The sequence below is a fragment of the Amycolatopsis vastitatis genome (assembly GCF_002234595.1).
Taxonomy (GTDB): domain Bacteria; phylum Actinomycetota; class Actinomycetes; order Mycobacteriales; family Pseudonocardiaceae; genus Amycolatopsis; species Amycolatopsis vastitatis.
The window spans coordinates 100653-120670 of the sequence record NZ_NMUL01000026.1 but is presented as its reverse complement, the minus strand read 5'-3'; the positions used below and the strand labels follow the sequence as shown (position 1 = coordinate 120670).

Genomic DNA, 20018 nt, shown 5'->3' with positions numbered 1-20018 from the left:
GTGGGGTGGGACACTGCAGGCGTGACGACCCGCTTGCGCGAGTGCTGGTCGGCGGTGCGTTACCTCGCCGTCGGCGCCGGCACTTCGATGCTGTCGATCTTCGCGCTCGCCGGGCTGTTCGCCGTCCTGCTGCTGTGCCCGTTCGGTGTCGGCATCCCGGCGCTGGCGCCCGCGATCCAGCTGGCGCGATGGCCGGTCGGGGTCGACCGCCGCCGCGCGCGGGCGCTCGGCGAGCCGATCCCCGAGCCGTACCGGGACGGCTCCCCGCTGAAGGACCCGGCCACCCGCCGGGATCTCGCGTGGCTCGCCCTGCACGCCGCGACCGGCATGCCGGCCGGCGCGCTGGCGGTCGGCCTGCCCCTCGGCGTGGTCCAGCAGGTCATCACGGCCTTCGCCTGGCCCGCGGTGCCCGGCGGGATCGAAGGCTCCTACGGGGTCGTGGTGAATTCGTGGCCGCTGGCCGCGCTCACCCTCGTCGTCGGCGCCGCGATGGCCGCGGCGACCCTGCTGCTGCCGCGCGTCGCCCGTTGGCAGGCTCGCACCGCCCAGAAGCTGCTCAAGCCCGCCCCGGGCGTCGTCCTGGCCGACCGGGTCGCCGAGCTGACCGCGACGCGGGCCGCGGCGCTGGAGGCGCACGGGGCCGAGCTGCGCCGCATCGAGCGTGACCTGCACGACGGCACGCAGGCCCGGATCGCGGCGGTCGTCCTGCAACTCGGCGTGGCGGACCAGCTCTACGACCGCGACCCGGCCGCCGCGCGCGACCTGCTGGTCAAGGCGCAGGACACCGCGACCGACGCGCTGGCCGAGCTGCGCACGGTGGTGCGCAGCATCCACCCGCCGCTGCTGAGCGAGCGCGGCCTGGCCGGGGCGGTGCGCGCGCTCGCCGAGCAGTGCCCCGTGCCGGCCGCCGTCGACGTCGCCTCCGAGGCCGGCCGCCCGGCCGCGGTCGAGGCGGCCGCGTACTTCGTCGTCGCGGAGGTGCTGGCCAACGTGACCAAGCACGCCGAAGCGTCCCGTGTGGACATCACGCTCGGTGGGACGGATTCGGTGCTGTGCCTGGAAATCCGCGACGACGGCCGCGGCGGCGCCGACGAGTCGCGCGGCAGCGGGCTCGCCGGGATCCGCCGCCGCGCCGAAGCCTTCGACGGAACCCTCACCCTGACCAGCCCACCCGGTGGGCCGACCGTGCTGCGAGTGGAGCTGCCATGCGGGTCGTGATCGCCGAGGACGACGCGCTGCTGCGCGAAGGCCTTTCCCTGCTGTTGAAGACGGCGGGCATCGAGGTGGCCGCCGCGGTCGACAACGCCGAGGACTTCCTGGCGTTCATCGAAAACGACCGCCCCGACGCGGTCGTGATGGACGTCCGCATGCCCCCGACCCACCGCGACGAGGGCCTGCGCGCGGCCGTGCGCGCCCGCGAAATCCACCCGGCCCTCCCGGTGCTGGTGCTGTCGGCGCACGTGGAGACGAGCTACGCGGTCGAGCTGCTCGCCGACGGCGTCGGCGGAGTCGGTTACCTGCTCAAGGAACGCGTCGGCAAGGTCGAGCGGTTCCTCGACGCGCTGCGGCGGGTCGCGAAGGGCGGCACGGCCATGGACCCCGAGGTGATCGGCAGGCTGATGGCCCGCCACCGCACCGCGGACCCCCTGGCCGCCCTGACGGCGCGGGAACGCGAGGTGCTGGCGCTGATGGCGGAGGGCTACAACAACAGCACGATCGCCGAGCTCCTGGTGGTCAGCGACGGCGCGGTGCTCAAGCACATCCGCAACATCTTCCAGAAGCTCGGGCTGCCGTCCGACGAAGGCGCCGGGCACCGCCGGGTGCTGGCGGTGCTGGCCTACCTCGGCCGCGACGCGGGGTAGCGCAGGCACCACCCCGGATCGGGGTGCGGACGGCATTCTCGCCGTCCCGCGGAATCCCTAGCGTTCTCGGCATGAACAACGACAACGCGGTCACCCGCTCTTCGTCCCCCGTCCTCCTCTGGCTGGTCCTGGCCGTCAGTGCCGTGGTCAACGCCGGCGGTCCCCTGGTGGGCCTGGGTCTTCCGGTGCGGATGGTCGCCGGCGGCATCGCGCTCGGCACGATCGCCCTGCTGGTCACCCACCACGTCCGCCGACGGCGGCAGCTCGGGGACCGACGTGTCCGCTAAGGACGGAGGCTGCGCAGCATGAGGCCGGCGAAGTGGTCGGCCACCTGCTCCCCCGACAGCTCGCCTTCGGCGTGGTACCACATGCCCAGCCGGTGGATGGCGCCGAAGTGGTAGTTGATCACCAGGTCGGCCGGAACGTCCCTGCGGAACACGCCCGTCCGCTGGCCTTCGGAAACGAGGTCGCGCACCCGCTCGTGGTAGGTGCGCCGCTCGGCGCGCACCTGGACCTGCTTGGACTTCTCCAGCAGCGGGAACGACTGGAAGAACACGGTCGCCGCGTCGAGGTCGGCGATGCTCGTCACCACGACGTCGGCGATGATCGCGTGCAGCCGTTCCGGCAGGGGGAGGTCCGATTCGGCGATCGTCTCCATGCGCCGGGTCTGCATCCGCAGCATCGCCGCGTAGATCTCGAAGAGCAGGTCGTCCTTGGACTCGAAGTAGTGGTACAGCCCGCCCTTGGTCACGCCGGCCTCTTCGACGATTTCGCGGACCGTGGTGGCCTCGAACCCCTTCTCCGCGAACAGGCGCACCGCCGCCCGCACGACCTTCTCCCTGACCGTCATGTCGTTACCCTATTCGAGTGAGCGGGGCGGGCCGGGCCCGCCACGAGCCCGGCCCGGTCCTCACTTGCCCTGCGGGTTCACCTGCTCCGGAGTGGCGCGCTCACCGGTGTACGGCGTGATCGCGCCGGTTCCCCGGTCGGTGACGGCCGGCGGCTGGATCACCGTAGTCGTGGTGTCCGGGTTGATCTTGAACACGTACGCGCCGGTGTAGCCGGAGTGCGAGTCCTTCGAGAACCCGAACGGTGTCAGCCCCGGCCCCTTGAGGGCGCCGGAGGTCATCGCGTCGACGAGCTTCTGCCGCGTCGGGTCCGGGCCCGCCGCCTTCAGCGCCTGCGCGAACGTGAAAGCCTGCACCATCCCGAAGAACAGGGTGTTGGTGAACGGCTCCTTCGGGATGTACTTGTCGTGGATGCCCTTGAAGTAGGCGACCCACGGGTCCGAAGTCAGCGCGACGTCCGGCAGGTAGCCGGTGCCGATCAGGCCGGACAGCAGCTGCGCGCTCGAGACGCTGGCGCCGCCGCGCTTGGCGAAGTCCTGCAACAGCCCGGAAAGCGTCGTCGGGTCCGCACCGATGCTGCTGACGACGAACTGCGGGTGGTAGCCGATCTTCGCCGCGGACAGGATGGCCAGCGCGGTGAACGCCGGGATGCACTCGCAGACGACGACCTCCGCGCCGGCCGCCTTGAGCGCGGACAGCTGCGGCGTGACGTCGGTGTTGGCGGTGTCGTAGCCCTGCCGGACGACGGTCTGGTCCTTGACGAACTGGTCGAGCCCGGCCTGGGTGTCGCGGCCGACGTCGTCGTTCTGCGTGAAGTACCCGATCTTCTTGCCGGCGAAGGTGTCCTTGATGTACTTGCCCTGGATCTTGCCCTCGCGGGTGTAGTCCACCTGGTACCCGAAGGTCATCGGCGCCTTCTGCGGGTTGTCCCAGGCGAGCGCGCCCGACGACACCAGGACATCCGGCACGCCTTCGGAGTTGAGGTAGTCGACCACTTTGGAGTGCGTCGGCGTGCCGAGGCCGCCGACGATCGCGAACACCTTGTCCTGCAGCACGAGCTTCTTGACGACCTCGACGGTTCGCGTCGGGTTGTAGCCGTCGTCCTCGACGCGGTAGTCGATCTTGCGGCCGTTGACCCCGCCGCCGTCGTTGATCGCCTGGTACACCGCGCGGGCGCCGACGGAGATCCGGCTGTACCCGGGCGCGGCCGGGCCGGTGAGCGGCTGGTGGGTGCCGATGACGACAGCGTCCTTCGTGACTCCGACCGCCGAGTCGGCGGTCTTCGCGCCACCGCCGTCGCTCTCGCCCGCGCCGCCGCACGCGCTCAGCGTGAGGGCGAGAGCCAGGAAACCCGCGCCGTACCTAGTGGTTCTCATGGTTCTCCTTCGCTCGGCGGATCGACGTGCCCAGTCTTCGGAAGCCACCCTGGATGCCGCGCGGGAAGGCGAGCACGACGACGATGAGGATCACGCCGTACACCGCGAGCGGGAGGTTGTTGGCCACGTCGGTGTTCAGGTGCAGGACGTCGGCGAGGTCTTCGGACCAGGCCTGGAAGTAGACGAGCGCGACCGCGCCCCACAGCGCGCCCCAGAGCGAACCGAGCCCGCCCAGCACCACGGCCGCCAGCAGGCTCAGCGACAGCGCCGGCGTGAACGACCCGGGTGCGGCGGTGCCGAGCAGGAACGCCTGCAGGCCACCGGCGAGCCCGCCGCAGACCGCGCTGACCAGGAAGGCGAGGATCTTCGTGCGGCCGACGGCGATCCCGGCCAGCGCGGCGGCGACCTCGTCGTCGCGGACCGCGCGGAAGTCGCGGCCGAGCCGGCCGCGGACGATGTTCACCACCAGCACCAGCGCGAGGAGCACGCTGAGCCAGACGATCCACGTCTGCCACCGCAGCTCCGGGATGACACCGACCACGATGGACGGTCTGCTGTGGACGGTGAAACTCAGCCCGTTGCTGCCGCCCAGGAAGTCCGGGAACCGGCGGGTGAGCGCGGGCAGGCCGACGGCCAGCGCGAGCGTCGCCCCGGCGAGGTAGGGGCCGCGCAGCCGGGCCGCGGCGGCGCCCGCCAGCAGCCCGGCGAGCCCGCCGGCGGCCGAGGCCAGCAGCAGGTCGGCCCACAGCGGGAACGACGGCACGCGGCGCACCAGCAACGCGACCGTGTAGGCGCCGATGAACATGAACGCGCCGTGTCCCAGCGAGACCTGGCCGGTGAGCCCGGTGAGCAGGGTCAGCCCGGCCACCGCAATCAGGTAGTAGCCGATCGTCGCGATCCGCAGGTTGGTGAACTCGTCGGTGACCAGGGTCAGCGCGACGACGACGGCGAGGGCGCCCAGGGCGGCGAGCGCGTGGACGAGCAGTGGCGGCAGCACCCGGCGCTGCTTCGGTGTTTCCACCGCGGTTTCCGGGACTTTCGTGCGCACGGTCATACCCGCCTCACCTTGGCCCGGCCGAACAACCCGCTCGGGCGCAGCGTCAGCACGACCACCAGGATCGCGAGCGCGGCGATCGTCACCAGCTCCGGTCCCAGGTATCCGGACACATAGGACAGTCCGACGCCGAGGACGAACCCGCCGGCGATGGTGCCCAGCGGGTTGTCGAGGCCGCCGAGCACCGCGGCGGTGAGCGCGTAGACGAAGACGCCGTCCAGCACGTTCGGGAAGAGGAACGGCGGCGTGGCGAGCAGCCCGGCCAGCGAGCCGACGCCCGCGGCCAGTCCCCAGCCGACGGTGAGCATCAGCCCGACCCGCACCCCCAGCGTCCGTGCCACGTCGGGGGCGAAAGCGGCCGCGCGCATCCGCAGGCCCAGCGGCGTGTACTTGAACACCACCAGCACGAGCGCGGCGATGGCCAGCACCACCAAGACGACGAACAGGTCGTTGGCGGAGAACCGGCCGCGGAAGTCGAAGGCGTACGGGAACGCCAGCGGCTCGTTGGACCAGATCATGCCCGAGACCGCCTGCAGCACCAGCAGGAGCCCGAGGGTGACGATGATCGAGCTCAGCTCGGAGCGGTGCCGCAGCGGCCGGATCAGCAGCCGTTCGGTGGCGACGCCCAGCACGGTCCCGGCGGCGATCGCGACGGCGAAGCCGAGCCAGTAGCTGCCCGTCGCCTTGGTCACCGAGTACGCGAGGTACGTCGAAATCAGGGCGAGCGCGGGCTGCGCGAAGTTCACCACCCGGGTGGCCCGGTAGATGATGACCAGGGCGAGCCCGAGCGCCGCGTACACCGCGCCGGCCGAGATCCCGCCGAGGGTCAGGTCGAAGAAGTTCTGCATACCGGACCGGTCACCTCCTGGTGAGGGGAAGTCAGAAACCGAGGTAGGCGTGGCGGAGGCCGTCGTCGGCCAGGAGTTCCGCCGCGGTGTCGACCGCCACGACGCGGCCGAGCGCGAGGACGTACCCGCGGTCGGCGATGGACAGGGCGCTGTGCGCGTTCTGCTCGACGAGCACGACGGTGAGCCCGGTCGAGGCCCGCAGGTCCCGCAGGATTCCCATGATGCGGGCGGTGATCAGCGGGGCCAGCCCCAGCGACGGTTCGTCCAGCAGCAGCAGCGCCGGACGGCTCATCAGCGCACGACCGATGGCCAGCATCTGCCGCTCGCCGCCCGACAGCGTCGACGCGGGTTTCGCCGAACGTTCTTCCAGCGGCGGGAAAAGCTCGTACACCTCCTCGCGCGCGGCCGCGCGATCGGCGCGGTCACGCCGCCACAGCGCGCCCAGCCGGAGGTTCTCGTCGACGGTCAGCTCGGTGATCACGCCGCCGCCCTCGGGCACGTGCGCGATCCCGCCGCGCGCGATGCGGTCCGGCGCCAGCCCGGTGAGTTCCCTGCCGTCCCAGGCGATCCGGCCGCCGCGGGCGGGCTGCAGGCCGCTGATCGTGCGCAGCAGCGTCGTCTTGCCCGCCCCGTTCGCGCCGAGGACGGCGGTGATCGCGCCGCGCTCGACCGTGATGCCGACGCCGTCGAGCGCGCGGACCGCGCCGTAGGCCACGGAAAGCTCTTCGATCTCAAGCACCGGGCGCCTCCTCGGCGGGATCGCCGAGGTAGGCCTCGGCCACGCGGGGGTCGGCCTGGATCTCGGCCGGGGTGCCCGCCGCGATCACCTCGCCGAAGTTCAGCACCACCACGCGGTCGCAGACCTGCATGACGAGGTCCATGTGGTGTTCGACGAGGACGATCGCCATGTGCCGCCGCAGGGACACGATCAACGTAGAGAGTTCGGCGAGCTCGGCGGCCGAGAGCCCGCTCGCGGGTTCGTCGAGCAGCAGCAGGTCCGGGTCCGCGACCAGCGCCCGCGCGAGCGCGACGCGTTTCCGCACGCCGTAAGGGAGAACGCCGGGCAGGCGGCCGGCGAGGTCGGCGATGCCCAGCTCACCGAGCGTTTCGCGGGCGCGGGCGGCCAACGCGGCTTCGTCGCGCGCCGAACGTCCGGCACCCGCGAGGGCGGGCAGCACGCCGGTCCGGGCGTGGCGGCCCGCCCCGGCCATCACGTTCTCGAGCACGGTCAGGCCGGGGAACAGGCCGAGGCCCTGCAGGGTCCGGACGATCCCGAGCCGGGCGAGGTGTTCGGTGCGGTGCCGCACGAGGGGCTGTCCCCGCCACAGCACGCGGCCCGCCTGCGGCCGCACGAACCCGCAGACGACGTTGAACAGCGTGGTCTTGCCGGCGCCGTTGGGCCCGATGACGCCGACGACGGTGCCGGCGTCGACGCTCAGCCGGACGTCGTGCAGCGCGGTGAGGCCACCGAAGCGCACGGTGAGGCCGTCGACCACGAGCAGGTCCGCTCCGGGCGAGGCCTCACCAAGAAGCGTCATCGATGACTCCTGTCTCACCAGGTGGACCAACCCGTACCGCGCGGTCGGTATGAAGAGGGTGGGCTGCGACGGCGGTCGTGTCAAGGTGCGAACCGCCGAAACCGGACTCCCGGTGACCCGGTCCGAAAATTTCGCGAAGCCCGCCCGGCCGGGAAAGTCCTTACGGCACAAAGAAGGGCGGGTGCGCGTTCGCGCACCCGCCCTTCGCGGCCCGTCCTCCGCTCAGCCGGTCCCGGCCTGCGGGGCGATCATCGAGGAGGCGTCGATCTTCGTCTGGACGACCCCCAGCTGCTGCAGCAGGTCCGGCACCCGCTGGATGCGGCGGGCGTCCAAGGTGGACCCGAAGGCCGGCATCACCATCAGGCTCGCGATGTCCTGGTCGACCCGGGCGTTGCGGACGACCAGGGGCTCGATCCGGGCCCGGTCCACCGCGGCGCGGGTGGCGTTGAGCATCGCGCGCTGGAAGGCCCGCAGCGTCTTCGGGTGTTCCTGGGCCCACTTGGCCGTGGCGCCGTAGCCGGTGAGGGGGAACGCCTGCGTGCTGCCGCTGGCCGCGTCGACCACGGGGTACGCCCCGGCCGTCTTGGCGGCCTGGGTGAGGAACGGTTCCGGCTGGTAGGCCGCGTCGACCCGGCCCTGCGCCAGCGCGGTGCCCATTTCGGGCAGCGGCATCGGCACCCACTGCACCTTGTCGGTCTCGATGCCGTGGTCCCGCATCACCGACCGGGTCAGCACGTCCGAAGCCGCGTTCTTCGAACTGATGGCGATCCGCTTGCCGCCCAGGTCGCTCACGGTCTTCACCGGCGAGTTCGGCACGGTGACGATCTCGTTGCTGCGCGGGCTCGCCGACGTGCCGTCGCTGACCAGCTTCACGTCCGTCCCGCTGTTCTTCGCGAGGAAGAACAGGGTGTAGGTGGACAGCGCGAGGTCGTCCTGGCCGTTCGTCATCCGGGTCAGCGTCTCCTGGCCGCTGGTGCCGACGTCGGTCTGCACGTCGAGGCCTTCGGCCTTGAAGTACCCGCCTTCCTGCGCCAGCCACAGGGGCGCGAGGTCGACGGTGGTGAGGATCGCGACGCGGATCGACGGCTTTTCGACGTCGCCGGCGGCCGTGGAACGGCCCGGCTGGCTGCACGCGCTCAGCAGCGCGGCGACGACGAGAGCGAGCGCGGCGAGCCGGCGGGGCGAGGCGCGATGGGGCATAGCTCTCCTGGAGAAAGAATCTTTTCGATCACGGAATCCGGCTCGTCGAGCCGTGATTCGCCGGACTGTAGATGACGATTTCCGGGTCCGCAAATACGTTGCCGAGAAATACGTCACAGCCTGGTCACGCGAAAGAGTGACGGGCACGCGAACGGTGACCCCCTGACAGGACTGGTTCGACCAAGGAAACAAACCCACCGGAATGCTCGGGTCCTCGTGATCTCGCCACCGCAGGTGGGCGGGGTCCCGACCGCCGTAACAGGGCGGATTCGCGGCGCGACTGGCTGATGTGACCTCCACCCCGGACGCACCGGACCCCGCCGAAGAACTGAGGAAAAGGATCGAAAACTCCGCGCCGGAGGACGGCTGGCGACACGTGGACACGGCGGTCGTCCACCGAAGCGAAGACGTCTGCAAAACCGCGACGCTTTGGTTCGTCCCCGACGGCGGCGACGACGGAAGACTGATTCTCGTCGCCAATTCCTGGACACCACGACCGGACCACTCCGGTTTCGACCTGAGGCCCGGCGCCAGCCAATGGACGTGCGAGGACGCCGCGGTCGGCGAACTCCACCGGTTCCTTTCCGCCCGGTTCGGCACCCCGGAGCCGAGAGCCGAGAACGATGCCTCGCTTTCGGCCGTCATCCGAAAGGTCCAAACGGGGGAAGCCGACGCGGGCCAATTGGCCCAGCTGGCCGAAGCGCTGGCGGAAGCCCCGAACGCGGCCGGGATCCTGTCCGCGCACGGCGCCGGGCAGGTGCTGCTCGACGGCATCCAGGCCGCGAAACAACGGGACGTCATCACGGCGCTTTCCGAAGTCGTCCGGGATCCGGCGGCCAAGGAGAACGAATTCCAGCGGATCCTCGAGGAAAGCTGGTGGATGTTCGGCGGCAGGTTCGTCGACAAGACGAAACGCCGGTTGCTGGCCGTCATGACCCAGCTGGACGTCCCGCTGATCAGGGCCGACGGCGCACTCCACGTCGTCGAGCTGAAACGGGCCTGCATCCGGGATCTCATCGTCCCTTACCGCAAATTCTTCGTCGTCGGCCCCGAGGTGAACAAAGCCGTCGGCCAAACCCTGAACTACCTGCGCGAACTGGACGAGGAACGCAACACCATCAAGCAGAAACTGGGCATCGAGTGCCGCCGCGCGTTCGCGACGGTGGTCATCGGCGACCCCCAGCACCTCGGTGACCCCGAGCTGCGCGAGCACGTCCCGGAGACGCTCCGGACCTACAACGCGCACCTCAGCCGCGTCGAGGTGATCACCTACGCCGACCTCATCCAGGGCGCAGAGAAGGCCCTCGAGCTGGCACCGTCCCCGGCCGGTTGACGCGCCGGGTCAGTTCGCGGCGGGTGTCGTGAAACGGCGAAGGCCGGGCGTGGCCGCGCCGACCAGCACCACCGCGACGACGCAGAGGAGACCGCCGCTGACCAGGGCGAACGCGCCGGACGTGGCGCCCGCGACCAGGCCGCCCCGGAGGTTGCCGAGGTCGGGGCCCGCCTGCCCGACGATCTGCTCGGCCGCGGCGACCCGGCCGAGCAGGGCGTCGGGGGTGGCGAGCTGGACGAGCGCGCCGCGGGTGACCACCGAGACCGTGTCGGCGGCGCCCGCGGCGACGAGGCAGGCCAGGCCGAGCCACGGATCCGGTGCCAGCCCGAACCCCGTGAGCGCGCCACCCCAGGCGAGTGAGCCGGCGAGCATCACCCGGCCCGGCCGGGGCAGCCGGGTGAACGTCCCGGAGAACACCGACGCGGCCACCCCGCCGACCGCGATCGCCGAGAGGAACAGGCCCAGCGTGCGCGGGTCGCCGTCGAAGCGTTCGGCGTTGACCAGCGGGAAGAGGCTGATCGGCATGGACAGGACCGTCGCGGCGAGGTCGGTGAGCAGCGCGCCCCGCACGACCGGCGTCCGCAGCAGGAAGGCGAGCCCGTCGAGAACGCCGCGCAGCCCGGGCCGCGCCGGTTCGCCGCCGGGCAGCATGGGCGGGAGCCCGATCACGCCGTAGAAGGCCATGCCGAAGGTGAGCGCGTCGACGAGGTAGCAGCCGCCGACGCCGAACCAGCCGAGGAGGAGCCCGCCGAGCGCCGGGCCGAGCAGCATGGCGCCCTGGAAGGCGATCCGGTTCAGCGCGAGCCCGGCGGGCAGCTGGTCCGGCGGCAGCAGCCGCGGGACGAAGGTGCGCGCGACCGGGCCACCGCCCGCGACGAAACAGGACTGGACGGCCACCAGCCCGAGGACGGCCGCGACCGGGACGTCACCGAGAAACCCTTGCACGGCCAGCAGAACCGAGCAGGCGGCTTGGCCCGCCGTGGTGACGAGGGCGAACTTCCGCCGGTCGACGCGGTCCACGAGCGTCCCGGCGGACAACCCGAACACGATCACGGGCAGGGCCTGGGCGAGCCCGACGGCCCCGGTCCACACGGTGCTCCGGGTCTGCTCCCAGACCTGGAACATCACGGCGACGAGGGTCATCTGGCCGCCGAAGCCGGAGAAGACCCGGCCCAGCCAGAGCCGCCGGAACGGCGGTGAGGTGCGAAGCGGCGTGAGATCGACGAGAGCGCGTGTCAGGGGCATGGCCGGACCACGCGCAGATTGTAACAGTGCTTACAGGTTTGGTGGCGTGTCCGGCTCCGGCTCCCGCCCGGCCATGGCGGAGATCAGGTAGGCGGAACGCAGGACCGCGTCGCGCAGCAGGGCGGCGCTGTCCCGCGTTCGCGCCGGGGCGAGCACGAACCCGGCGCCCGTGTGCTCACCCCAGCCGGTCATCACCTGCGGGTCGCCGAACCCGCGGATCGGGCACGGCAGGGGCGGCGCCACCGGGACGTGCGCGTCGCTCATCAGCAGGCTCACGTCGGCGCGTTCCGCCTGTTCCGGCACCGCCCGCGCGACCCGGGCGGGCGGTGCCTGGTGCGCCACGACGAGTGCCCGCGGGACCCCCAGTCCCGCGGCCACCCGCCGCTGCGCCAGCCGGTACGCGACGAGCGCGCCGAGCCCGGCCCCGAACAGGACGTGCGGGCGGGCGAGCACGTCGGCCAGTTCCGCGGCCAAGGACTCCACCAGCAGCCACATGTCCCGGTACGGGTGCTCGTCACGGCGCTCGCCGCGGCCCGGCAGCTCGACCACCTGCACGGAGATCCGCGGATCGCGCCAGGCCCGGTAGCGGCCCGCGGCTTCGCCCGCGTCCGGGAAACAGACGAACAACAAGCGCGCCCCGTCGTCTCGGTCCACCCCGTGACCTCCCGTCCCTCGTGTCCGGGGATAGGGTCGGCCACGGCACTTCCGTTCCGCTTCGGTCCGCCTTCCGGGGGGCAACACGTGCGCTACCGCCTGCTCGGACCCGTCACGGTCCTCGGCGACACGGGCCCGGTCCGTCCCGGCGGCCAGAAACAGACGTCCGTGCTGGCCGCGCTCCTGCTGAACCCGAACCGCGTGGTCAGCGAAGACCGGCTCATCGACCTGACCTGGGGCGAGAACGCGCCGCCGAGCGTCCGCGGGCGGCTCCAGGTGCACATCTCCGAGCTGCGGAAGCTCCTCGGCCGCGACGTCATCGTGCGACGCGCTCCCGGCTACGTCATCGAGGCCGCACCCGGCGACCGCGACCTCGACGTGTTCGACGACGAGGTCGCCAAGGCCAGGGCGACCGCCGGGCCGGCCGCCGTCGCGCACCTGCGGGCCGCGCTGGCCCTGTGGGACGGCACCCCGCTCGGCGGGGCGAGCGACGAGCTGACCGAGCGCGAAGGCCCGGCGCTGGCCGAACGCCGTCTCGTCGTGCTGGAGGAGCTGTACGAGCAGGAGCTGGCTTCGGGACGGCACGGCGAAGTGGTCGGCGAGCTGCGGCAGCTCGTCGAGGAGTACCCGTTCCGCGAACGGCTCCGCGGCGCGCTGATGCTCGCGCTGCACCGCTGCGGCCGCAGCCCGGAAGCGCTGGAGACGTACACGCGGGCGCACGACCTGCTGGTGGACGAGCTGGGCATCGAACCCGGCCAGGCCCTGCAGGACCTGCGGCTGCGCATCCTGCGTGGCGAAGGCGAACCCACGCCGGCGCCGGTCGCGCCGCGGCCCGCCGAACTGCCGCTGGACGTCCGGGGGTTCACCGGCCGGGCGCCGGAGCTGGCCGCGCTCGGCGAACCCGGCGAAGTCTGGGTGATCACGGGCACCGCGGGCGTCGGCAAGACCGCGCTGGCCGTGCACTGGGCCCACACCGCGCGGGAGCGCTACCCCGACGGCCAGCTGTACGTGAACCTGCGCGGCTTCGACGCCGACGACGAGCCGCTCACCCCCGCCGCCGCGCTCGCTCAGCTGCTGCGGACCCTCGGCGTCGACCTGCGGGACGTGCCGCCGGGCCTCGACGACCAGAGCAAGCTCTACCGGTCGCTGCTCGCCGACCGGCAGGCGCTGGTGGTGCTGGACAACGCCCGCGACACCGCCCAGGTGCTGCCGCTGCTGCCGTCGTCCGGCCGGGTGCTGGTGACCAGCCGCCACCGGCTCGACGAGCTGGTCGCCCGGACCGGCGCGCGGTCGCTGGGCCTGACGCAGCTGCGCGAGGAGGACTCCCGGGAGCTGCTGACCGCCCTGCTCGGCGACCGGGCGGCCGCCGAGCCGGAAGCCGCGGCCGAACTGGCCCGCCTGTGCGGGCACCACCCGCTGGCCCTGCGGATCGCCGCGGCGAACACCGGGGTCGCCAGTATCGGGGAGCTGGTCGACGAGCTGCGCGGCGATCCCCTGGCCCAGCTCGGCTTCGACGGGGCGGGGGAAAGCGCCGTCGCCAAGGCCTTTTCGGTGTCCTACCAGGCGCTGCCGCCGGTGCTGCGGCACGCGTTCCGGCTGCTCGCGCTGGTGCCGGGGGCCGACTTCACGGCGGTCGCGGCGGCGGCCCTGCTGGCGGTGCCCGCCGAGGAGGCGACCCGGCGGATGCGCGGGCTGATCGCGGCGAACCTCCTCGAGGCGCACGCACCCCGCCGCTACCGGTTCCACGACCTCGCCCGGCGCTACGCCGAGCAGTGCGTCCTCGCCGAGGAGGACGAGACCGCGCGGGACGCGGCGTGGGAGCGGCTGTTCACCGGCTACTGCGCGGCGGCGGACGCGGCGGTCGCGTTGCTCGGCGCGCGGATCGTGGCGCTCCCCCGCGAAGACGCGCCGTCGGCGCCGAGCCCGATCGTCTTCGGCGACGCCGCCGAGGCCGTGGCCTGGCTGGACGTCGAGGTGCCGAACCTGTCGGCCGCGCTGCGGCAGGCCGCGACGCGCGGGCCCTACCCCGGCGCCTGGTACCTCGCCGACGCGCTGCGGCGGTTCTTCCACGACCACGGCCGCCGCGCGGAATGGCTCGAGCTGGCCCCGATCGTGCTCCGCGCGGCGCAGGAGCGCGGCGCCCGGCCCGCCGAAGCGCTCGTGCAGCTGTCCATCGGCGGCGCGTACTTCCGCGAAGGCCAGCACGAAGCGGGCATCCGGCACTCGGAGAAGGCGGTGCTCGCCAGCCGGGCGTGCGGCTGGCGGCAGTGCGAGGCCACGGCGGTCGCGAACCTCGGGTCGATGCTGGAGTGGACCGGCAGGCTGGCGGAGGCCGTCGAACACAGCCGGCGCGCGATCCAGCTGTTCCGCGAGCTGGCCAACCGCTCGGGCGAGGCACTCGCGCTGAACTCGCTGAGCTGCCACTACCGGCAGCTGGGCCGCCTGGAGCAGGCCGAAGACTGCCTGGTCGAGGCGATCGCGCTGGCCCGCAAGGAAGACCTCGCGTTCTGGGAGGCCGCGAACCTCGCCGACCTCGGCTGGGTGCTGCTCGCCACGGGACGGCTCGCGGAATCGGGAGACGTCCTCGACCAGGCGTTGCGGGCGTTCCGCGACCTGGGGTCCAGCTTCGGCGAGGCCACCGCGCTGAACGCGGTGAGCGCGCTGCAGATCGCCCGCGGGGAGCACGCCTCGGCGGTGGCGACGGCGGAGGCGGCGCTGGAGTGCGTCCGCCGCGACGGCGACCGGCAGGTCGAGGCGGCCGTGCTGATCGCGCTGGGCCGGGCGGAAGAGGCACGGGACGACCTCGGCGCCGCGGAGCGCGTCCTGCGCGAGGCCAGGGAACTGACCGCGGAGTCGGGGCTGCGGGGCCAGCTGGCGGAGGCGTCCGCGACGCTCGCGCGGGTCCTCGCCGCCGGCGGCCGCCCTGGCGAAGCCGGCGAACACGCGCGGACGGCGCTCGACGCGGCGCGGGCGGGCGGGTTCCGCGTGGTGGAGGCGGAGGCCCTGCTGGGGCTGGCCGCGGTCGAGGCCGCGGCGGGCCGGTGGAGGCTCGCCGACGGCACGGCCCGCGAGTCCCGCGCCCGCTACCACGCTGTCGGGCACGTCACCGGCGAAGCCTTCGCCGAGCGGTTCCTGGCCCGTCTGGCCGATCGCGCCACCGGATGAGCCCCGGCGGGTGTTACCCCCGCACCCGCGGCGCGACATACTGAGGTCATGCCCCGTCCGAAACACGTTGCCGCGAGCGATCTGCGCCTCCCGGACGCGCTGCAGCCGGGGCGGCCGAAGGGCGACCAGCTCCGAGAGATCCTGGAGAGCGTCGCGACGGAGGCGGGTCCCGGCAGGCTGATGCCGTCGGAACGGTTCCTCGCCGAGCACTTCGGGGTCGCCCGCGGCACCGTCCGGCAGGAGATCAACCGGCTCGTCGCGGACGGCGTCCTGTACCGCCAGCACGGCACCGCGACGTTCACCGCGGAACGCCAGGCGGCGCACATCGACATGCTGACCTCGTTCACCGAGGACATGCAGGCCCGCGGCGTGGTGCCGAAGACGAAGGTGCTGCACGCGGAGGTGGAGAGCGCGGGCCCGCGCATCGCCGGGCGGCTGAACGTGCCACCGGGCGCGCGGGTGTTCCGGCTGGAACGCCTCCGCTTCGTCGAAAACGAGCCGTTCGCGGTCGAGCGCACCAACCTGTCGGTCGACCGGTTCCCCGGCATCGAGCTGTTCGACTGGGAAACCGAGTCCCTGCACCGCACGATCGAGGAGCGCTGGGGCGTGCGCGCGGAGTGGAACGACACGGCGATTTCGGCGGTGCTGCCGAACTCGGGCGACGCCGCCCTGCTCGGCATCGAAGCCACCCAGCCGTGCCTGATCATCGAAGGCACCCTGCACGACCAGAGCGGCGGCGTCATCGAGGCGGGCCGGTCGCTCTACCGCGCGGACCGCTACACCGTCTTCACCCAGGCGCGGCGCAGCCCGGCTTAGCCCCGGCGCTCACTCGTGACGCGGCTGAGGTGGTGGGCCCGCAGCTGCTTGAGACAGTGCTCCACCAGCACGTCCGCGGCCTCCGGGCGGAACAGCGTCACGTAGGACTCGTAAATGCCCTCCCGATGCCCCTCGGCGTCGGGCAGGTAGCCGAGGTAGCCGTCGGTGTAGCCGATCACCCGCGTGTGCCGGAACGGGCTGCCCCGCCGGATCCGCAGCCCCAGCGACGCGAACAGCTCGAACGGCGTGTGCAGCCAGGCGATCTCCCCGAGCGACACCACGGTGACCGGCACTTCGGCGCAGCCGGTCGGCGGGTTGCTGGCCGCCATCCCGGCGAGCATCGCGCACCCCTCGTACCGGGTCTGCGCGATCCGGACGGCCGGGTGGTCCTCGCCGTGGCTGGCCAGTTCGCGCTGCCACTCCGCCTCGGCCGCCTCGCGCAGCTCCACGCTGTCCTCCAGGGACGGCACGTCCCGGTATGGCAGGTGCAGCGTCGAACGGGTCAGCCGGACCGGACCGGTCGCCGACGGCGACGGAGCCCCCGCCTCGGCGAGGGTGCGCGCGATCGACGTCGCGAGGTGGCCGCCGAGCGTGCGGACCTCCTCGTGGTTGCGGCCGCGCCGCACGAACCTCGAGCTGGCATCGCCCGCCGCGCCCTGCAGGAAGGCCGCGACCGGCTGCCCGACCAGCGTGGCCAGCTCGCGGCGCGTCGCGCCCGGCCAGTCCGCCGACCAGGTGAGGTTGTCGGGGCCGAGCACGGTGGGGTGGCTGGCGTAGTCGAACAGCAGCGCGGCCGGCGATCCGTCGTCGCGGCGCAGCTCGAGCACCCCGAACGACGTGTCGTGCGGCCCGTCCGGCCGGTAGCGGTTGCCGCCGACGGCTTCCGTCGAACCCGCGTGCCAGCGGGCGCGGACCCGCTCGCGGCACGCCCGCAGCCGCAGCGCGGCGCCGGTGACCTTCTCCGCCATGCGGCCGACCAGCCCCGGGTCGCGCTGCCCCGGCAGCCCGGGGTGCAGCGGCCCGGTCCAGCCTTCGGGCCCGGAATGCGTGTGCGAAGCGCAGACCAGCACCCGCTCCGGGCCGATGCCCACCGCCGCGGCGACCGCGTCGGCCAGGGTGCTGGTGAGACCGGCGTCGACCGCCAGCGCGTCCAGCGCCACCCACAGCACGCCGGGATCGTCCTCGGTGGACAGCCAGATCAGCGACGCCTCGAGGTCGTCGTGCGTCCCGGTCGCGACGCCGTGCCGGGCCAGGTAGCCCCCGAGCGGGTGCCCGGGTCCCGGCGTGATCCGGACGTCCTGCGCGGCGAGCATCAGCGCGGCGGTCACCAGGTCGATTCCAGGACGTCGACGACGCCGTCGCGGCCGGCGGCGCGAGCCACCCCGGCCAGCTCGGTGACGTCGCCGGTCGTGTGCAGCAGGACTTCCAGCAGCATCGGCAGGTTCAGCCCCGACACCAGCTCCATGCGCGGGCGCGTGGCGGGCGCGGCGGCGAGCGCGCGGACGGTGTTGAACGGCGAGCCGCCGTGCAGATCGGCGAGGACCAGCACTTCGGCGGCGTCGCCGGCCAGCGCGAGCACGTGCGCGCCGAACTCGTCCGGGCTCTCGTGCGGCCGCAGCTCGCAGACCTTCAGCCGGGCCTGCGGGCCGAGGATCATCTCGGCGGCTTCCCCGACGCCGGAAGGCAGGCGGCCGTGCCCGGCAAGGATGATCGGGACGGTCATGGCGGACTCCTAACTCTTCGCCGGGGCAGGCGCGAACCAGCCGAGCCACCCCAGGATGACCCCGGCGACGACGACGATGCCGATGACCCAGACCGGCCGCAGCCGCGCCTTGACCGTCAGCAGGTAGACCCCGGCGGTGACCAGCACCGGGAGCAGGAACGGCAGCAGTTCGTCGAGCCGGGCCTGGATGGCCACGGACTGGGTCACCGGCTGCCCCTGGACCGTGGTGGTCTGCCGGTAGGTCAGCGTGGTGACGACCTTGACGATCGACGGGATGAACCCGCCGAGCACGACGAAACCGAGCACGGTCGCGCCCTGCGCGACGCGGGCGAGCGCGCCGGCGGCGAGGTGCCCGGCCAGCCGCTTGCCCTCGCGGTAGGCGAACCCGAACTGCCAGCGCCGCACGAGCGCGTACGGAACCAGCACCATCACGGCGGCGAAGACCGGGCCGAGCCAGTTGCCCTGCAGCGCCCACGACGCGCCCATGGTGAAGACGATGCTGTTGTACAGCGCGAAGACGACGGTGTCGCCGATCCCGGCCATGGGCCCCATCAGGGCGACCTTCGTGCTCGCGGCCGACTTCGGCGTGCCCGCCTCCTCCAGCGCGACCGTGGAGCCGAGGATCAGTGGGCCGCCGACCAGCACCGAGGTGTTGAAGAACTGGAGGTGCCGCTGCAGGCCGGCGGCGTAGTCCGCCTTGTCCGGGTAGAGCCGGCGCAGCACCGGTTCCATCGAATACGCGAACCCGAGCGCCTGCATCCGTTCGTAGTTCCAGGAGATCTGGCTCGACCAGAAGTACCGGCGGAACGCCCGGCGCAGGTCCTGCTTGGTCAGCCGCGGGTCGGCGGAGGGCTCGTCGTCGGCCGCCTCGGGCACCACGAGCACGGGCTCGTCGCGCTTGAGCGTCACGAACAGCATCGCGACGGCGACCCCGACGAGCGCGACCCCCAGGACCGGCAGGTGCAGGTAGGCGAACCCGACGAACCCGATCAGCAGCAGGTACCAGTACTTCGACAGCTCCATCATGCCGAGCAGCAGCGCGAAGCCGACCGCCGGCAGCAGCGACCCGGCCAGCGTCATGCCCTGCACGAACCCGGCGGGGATGCTCGCGGTGATGTCCTTGACCAGCCCGCCGGACGCGGCGAGCGCGGCGAGGAACGTCGGGATGGCGCGCACCGCGACCCACGGGACCAGGCTGACCCAGTGGATCATCGCGAGGCCGCGCGCGTTGCCATCGGCGGCGTAGCCATCGGCCCGGTGCACCAGCGCGGTGGTGACCATCTTGCCGACCGGGTCCAGCGCGGCCAGCAGGATCGCCGCCGGCAGCCCGACACCGATCCCGATCGCGGCCTGCGCGGACACCTCGCCGGCGGCGCCCGCGGCCAGCGCGGTGCCGACGATCGCGCCGGTCTGGTAGTCCGGGATGGTGGCGCCGCCGTAGGTGTAGACGCCGAGGGCGGCCAGCTCCAGCGTCGCGCCGATCAGCAGGCCGAGCAGCGGGTGCCCGGTGATCAGCCCGGCCACCGAGCCGGCGATCAGCGGGCGCTGGGCGTAGATGAGGAACGGGCCGAGCCCGTCGTAGGTGCAGTAGATCGCCCAGATGGTCAGGGCCAACGCGACGAGCATGCGGGGCTAGAGCCCTTTCCGGTCGAGCAACGGGACGAATTCGGTCGGCTTGTCCTGCGGCATCAGCTGGGTGACCAGCGGGATGCCCGCCGCGGCGAGCTTCCGGTAGGCGTCGGCCTCGTCCGCGGTGACCGCGATCGAGCGCGTCACCATCGTGTAGGTGACGCCCGGCCGCGGCGCGACGTTGCCGACGTTGACGACCTCGGGCCGCAGCCCGCCTTCGACGAGGCGGAAGGCGTCCTCGGGGTGCTGCGCGATGATCATGACGCCCGGGCCGGCGGGCGCGGCCAGTGTGCCGGCGACCGACAGCACGTCGGTCGGGAGACCTCGGGCGGCCTGCGGGAGCAGCATCCGCTGCAGGTCGTCGGCGGCGACGTCGTCGTTGCAGACGAGCAGCCGGCGCACGCCGAGCCGCCGGGTCCACGCGACGGTGACCTGACCGTGGATGAGCCGGTTGTCGATCCGGACGTGTGCCCCCGCCATGTGTCTCCTCCCGGCCGGCAAGGAGACATACTGGTTCGTACCAGTATCTGTGTCAACACGACCCGTGACCGGTGCCCGCGCCAACGGCTTCGCGCGGCCGACGGTAGGACCCCTCAGACCTGCCGTCGGCCCGCGAGCGCGAAGCCCCCTCGTTGTTTCCCGGACCCTCCCATAAAGGTATATACCAGTATGGACGGTCGAGATCGACTGTCAAGACCTGCGCCGATGATCGGCCGGAGAAAATTAT

Annotated in this window: 19 protein-coding genes; 6 read left to right on the top strand and 13 right to left on the bottom strand. The window is 72.5% G+C overall.

What is annotated here, in order from left to right:
- Positions 1-21: 21 nt before the first annotated feature.
- The 3 genes from CF165_RS25790 to CF165_RS25780 all read left to right on the top strand — a co-directional run bounded on the left by CF165_RS25790 (position 22) and on the right by CF165_RS25780 (position 2149).
- The gene (locus CF165_RS25790) at positions 22-1218 is read left to right on the top strand and encodes a sensor histidine kinase (protein ID WP_093950142.1); all 1197 of its coding nucleotides are present in this window, start codon (positions 22-24) and stop codon (positions 1216-1218) included.
- Positions 1206-1862: a response regulator gene (locus CF165_RS25785; RefSeq protein WP_093950141.1), complete on the top strand. Its 657-nt coding sequence runs from the start codon at positions 1206-1208 to the stop codon at positions 1860-1862. Before CF165_RS25790 ends, CF165_RS25785 begins: the two co-directional genes overlap by 13 nt.
- 71 nt (positions 1863-1933) lie before the next feature.
- Positions 1934-2149, top strand: coding sequence for a hypothetical protein (locus tag CF165_RS25780; protein ID WP_093950140.1), 216 nt, complete (start codon positions 1934-1936; stop codon positions 2147-2149).
- Here the strand turns inward: CF165_RS25780 and CF165_RS25775 are convergent.
- From CF165_RS25775 to CF165_RS25745, 7 genes are all read right to left on the bottom strand, one after another.
- Entirely contained in the window at positions 2146-2712 is a 567-nt protein-coding gene (locus tag CF165_RS25775; RefSeq protein WP_093950139.1) for a TetR/AcrR family transcriptional regulator, read from the bottom strand. The genes CF165_RS25780 and CF165_RS25775 overlap by 4 nt on opposite strands.
- Positions 2713-2772: 60 nt before the next feature.
- Positions 2773-4086, bottom strand: a complete 1314-nt coding sequence (locus CF165_RS25770) for an ABC transporter substrate-binding protein (RefSeq protein WP_093950138.1) — start codon at positions 4084-4086, stop codon at positions 2773-2775.
- Positions 4073-5140, bottom strand: a complete 1068-nt coding sequence (locus tag CF165_RS25765) for a branched-chain amino acid ABC transporter permease (RefSeq protein ID WP_093950137.1) — start codon at positions 5138-5140, stop codon at positions 4073-4075. The genes CF165_RS25770 and CF165_RS25765 overlap by 14 nt, the downstream gene beginning before the upstream one ends.
- Positions 5137-5988, bottom strand: coding sequence for a branched-chain amino acid ABC transporter permease (locus tag CF165_RS25760; protein ID WP_093950136.1), 852 nt, complete (start codon positions 5986-5988; stop codon positions 5137-5139). The genes CF165_RS25765 and CF165_RS25760 overlap by 4 nt, the downstream gene beginning before the upstream one ends.
- Positions 5989-6019: 31 nt before the next feature.
- Positions 6020-6727, bottom strand: a complete 708-nt coding sequence (locus CF165_RS25755) for an ABC transporter ATP-binding protein (RefSeq protein WP_093950135.1) — start codon at positions 6725-6727, stop codon at positions 6020-6022.
- Positions 6720-7526, bottom strand: a complete 807-nt coding sequence (locus CF165_RS25750; RefSeq protein ID WP_093950134.1) for an ABC transporter ATP-binding protein — start codon at positions 7524-7526, stop codon at positions 6720-6722. Before CF165_RS25750 ends, CF165_RS25755 begins: the two co-directional genes overlap by 8 nt.
- Before the next feature lie 222 nt (positions 7527-7748).
- A complete protein-coding gene (locus CF165_RS25745; RefSeq protein ID WP_093950133.1) occupies positions 7749-8726 on the bottom strand; it encodes an ABC transporter substrate-binding protein in 978 nt (325 codons plus the stop codon).
- Between the two features lie 289 nt (positions 8727-9015).
- On the opposite strand from CF165_RS25745, the gene CF165_RS25740 reads away from it, so the two are divergent.
- Positions 9016-10059, top strand: coding sequence for a Shedu anti-phage system protein SduA domain-containing protein (locus CF165_RS25740; protein WP_093950132.1), 1044 nt, complete (start codon positions 9016-9018; stop codon positions 10057-10059).
- Between the two features lie 9 nt (positions 10060-10068).
- Here CF165_RS25740 and CF165_RS25735 read toward each other — a convergent pair whose 3' ends face one another.
- On the bottom strand, positions 10069-11304 hold the full coding sequence (locus CF165_RS25735) for an MFS transporter (protein ID WP_093950131.1): 1236 nt from the start codon (positions 11302-11304) through the stop codon (positions 10069-10071).
- 30 nt (positions 11305-11334) lie between these two features.
- Positions 11335-11958: a thioesterase II family protein gene (locus CF165_RS25730; protein WP_093950130.1), complete on the bottom strand. Its 624-nt coding sequence runs from the start codon at positions 11956-11958 to the stop codon at positions 11335-11337.
- 87 nt (positions 11959-12045) lie between these two features.
- Between CF165_RS25730 and CF165_RS25725 the strand changes: the two genes are divergently transcribed.
- Positions 12046-15123, top strand: a complete 3078-nt coding sequence (locus CF165_RS25725; protein WP_093950129.1) for an AfsR/SARP family transcriptional regulator — start codon at positions 12046-12048, stop codon at positions 15121-15123.
- Between the two features lie 48 nt (positions 15124-15171).
- The gene (locus CF165_RS25720; protein WP_093950128.1) at positions 15172-15939 is read left to right on the top strand and encodes a GntR family transcriptional regulator; all 768 of its coding nucleotides are present in this window, start codon (positions 15172-15174) and stop codon (positions 15937-15939) included.
- Here the strand turns inward: CF165_RS25720 and CF165_RS25715 are convergent.
- From CF165_RS25715 to CF165_RS25700, 4 genes are read right to left on the bottom strand one after another with little or no spacing between them, the layout of a single operon-like run.
- Positions 15936-17267: a hypothetical protein gene (locus tag CF165_RS25715; protein ID WP_093950127.1), complete on the bottom strand. Its 1332-nt coding sequence runs from the start codon at positions 17265-17267 to the stop codon at positions 15936-15938. The genes CF165_RS25720 and CF165_RS25715 overlap by 4 nt on opposite strands.
- The gene (locus tag CF165_RS25710) at positions 17264-17662 is read right to left on the bottom strand and encodes a PTS sugar transporter subunit IIA (RefSeq protein ID WP_093950126.1); all 399 of its coding nucleotides are present in this window, start codon (positions 17660-17662) and stop codon (positions 17264-17266) included. Before CF165_RS25710 ends, CF165_RS25715 begins: the two co-directional genes overlap by 4 nt.
- A 9-nt stretch (positions 17663-17671) precedes the next feature.
- A complete protein-coding gene (locus CF165_RS25705) occupies positions 17672-19288 on the bottom strand; it encodes a PTS system mannose/fructose/sorbose family transporter subunit IID (RefSeq protein WP_093950125.1) in 1617 nt (538 codons plus the stop codon).
- A 6-nt stretch (positions 19289-19294) separates the two neighbouring features.
- Positions 19295-19771 (bottom strand): PTS sugar transporter subunit IIB, encoded by a 477-nt coding sequence (locus CF165_RS25700; RefSeq protein ID WP_093950124.1) that lies wholly within the window; start codon positions 19769-19771, stop codon positions 19295-19297.
- Positions 19772-20018: the final 247 nt, after the last annotated feature.

Bases quoted from the DNA above. Each gene is read 5' to 3' on its own strand.
- CF165_RS25785 (WP_093950141.1), top strand. From the start codon at position 1,206: ATGCGGGTCGTGATCGCCGAGGACGACGCGCTGCTGCGCGAAGGCCTT.
- CF165_RS25780 (WP_093950140.1), top strand. From the start codon at position 1,934: ATGAACAACGACAACGCGGTCACCCGCTCTTCGTCCCCCGTCCTCCTC.
- CF165_RS25775 (WP_093950139.1), bottom strand. From the start codon at position 2,712: ATGACGGTCAGGGAGAAGGTCGTGCGGGCGGCGGTGCGCCTGTTCGCG.
- CF165_RS25770 (WP_093950138.1), bottom strand. From the start codon at position 4,086: ATGAGAACCACTAGGTACGGCGCGGGTTTCCTGGCTCTCGCCCTCACG.
- CF165_RS25765 (WP_093950137.1), bottom strand. From the start codon at position 5,140: ATGACCGTGCGCACGAAAGTCCCGGAAACCGCGGTGGAAACACCGAAG.
- CF165_RS25760 (WP_093950136.1), bottom strand. From the start codon at position 5,988: ATGCAGAACTTCTTCGACCTGACCCTCGGCGGGATCTCGGCCGGCGCG.
- CF165_RS25750 (WP_093950134.1), bottom strand. From the start codon at position 7,526: ATGACGCTTCTTGGTGAGGCCTCGCCCGGAGCGGACCTGCTCGTGGTC.
- CF165_RS25745 (WP_093950133.1), bottom strand. From the start codon at position 8,726: ATGCCCCATCGCGCCTCGCCCCGCCGGCTCGCCGCGCTCGCTCTCGTC.
- CF165_RS25735 (WP_093950131.1), bottom strand. From the start codon at position 11,304: ATGCCCCTGACACGCGCTCTCGTCGATCTCACGCCGCTTCGCACCTCA.
- CF165_RS25720 (WP_093950128.1), top strand. From the start codon at position 15,172: ATGCCCCGTCCGAAACACGTTGCCGCGAGCGATCTGCGCCTCCCGGAC.
- CF165_RS25710 (WP_093950126.1), bottom strand. From the start codon at position 17,662: ATGACCGTCCCGATCATCCTTGCCGGGCACGGCCGCCTGCCTTCCGGC.
- CF165_RS25705 (WP_093950125.1), bottom strand. From the start codon at position 19,288: ATGCTCGTCGCGTTGGCCCTGACCATCTGGGCGATCTACTGCACCTAC.
- CF165_RS25700 (WP_093950124.1), bottom strand. From the start codon at position 19,771: ATGGCGGGGGCACACGTCCGGATCGACAACCGGCTCATCCACGGTCAG.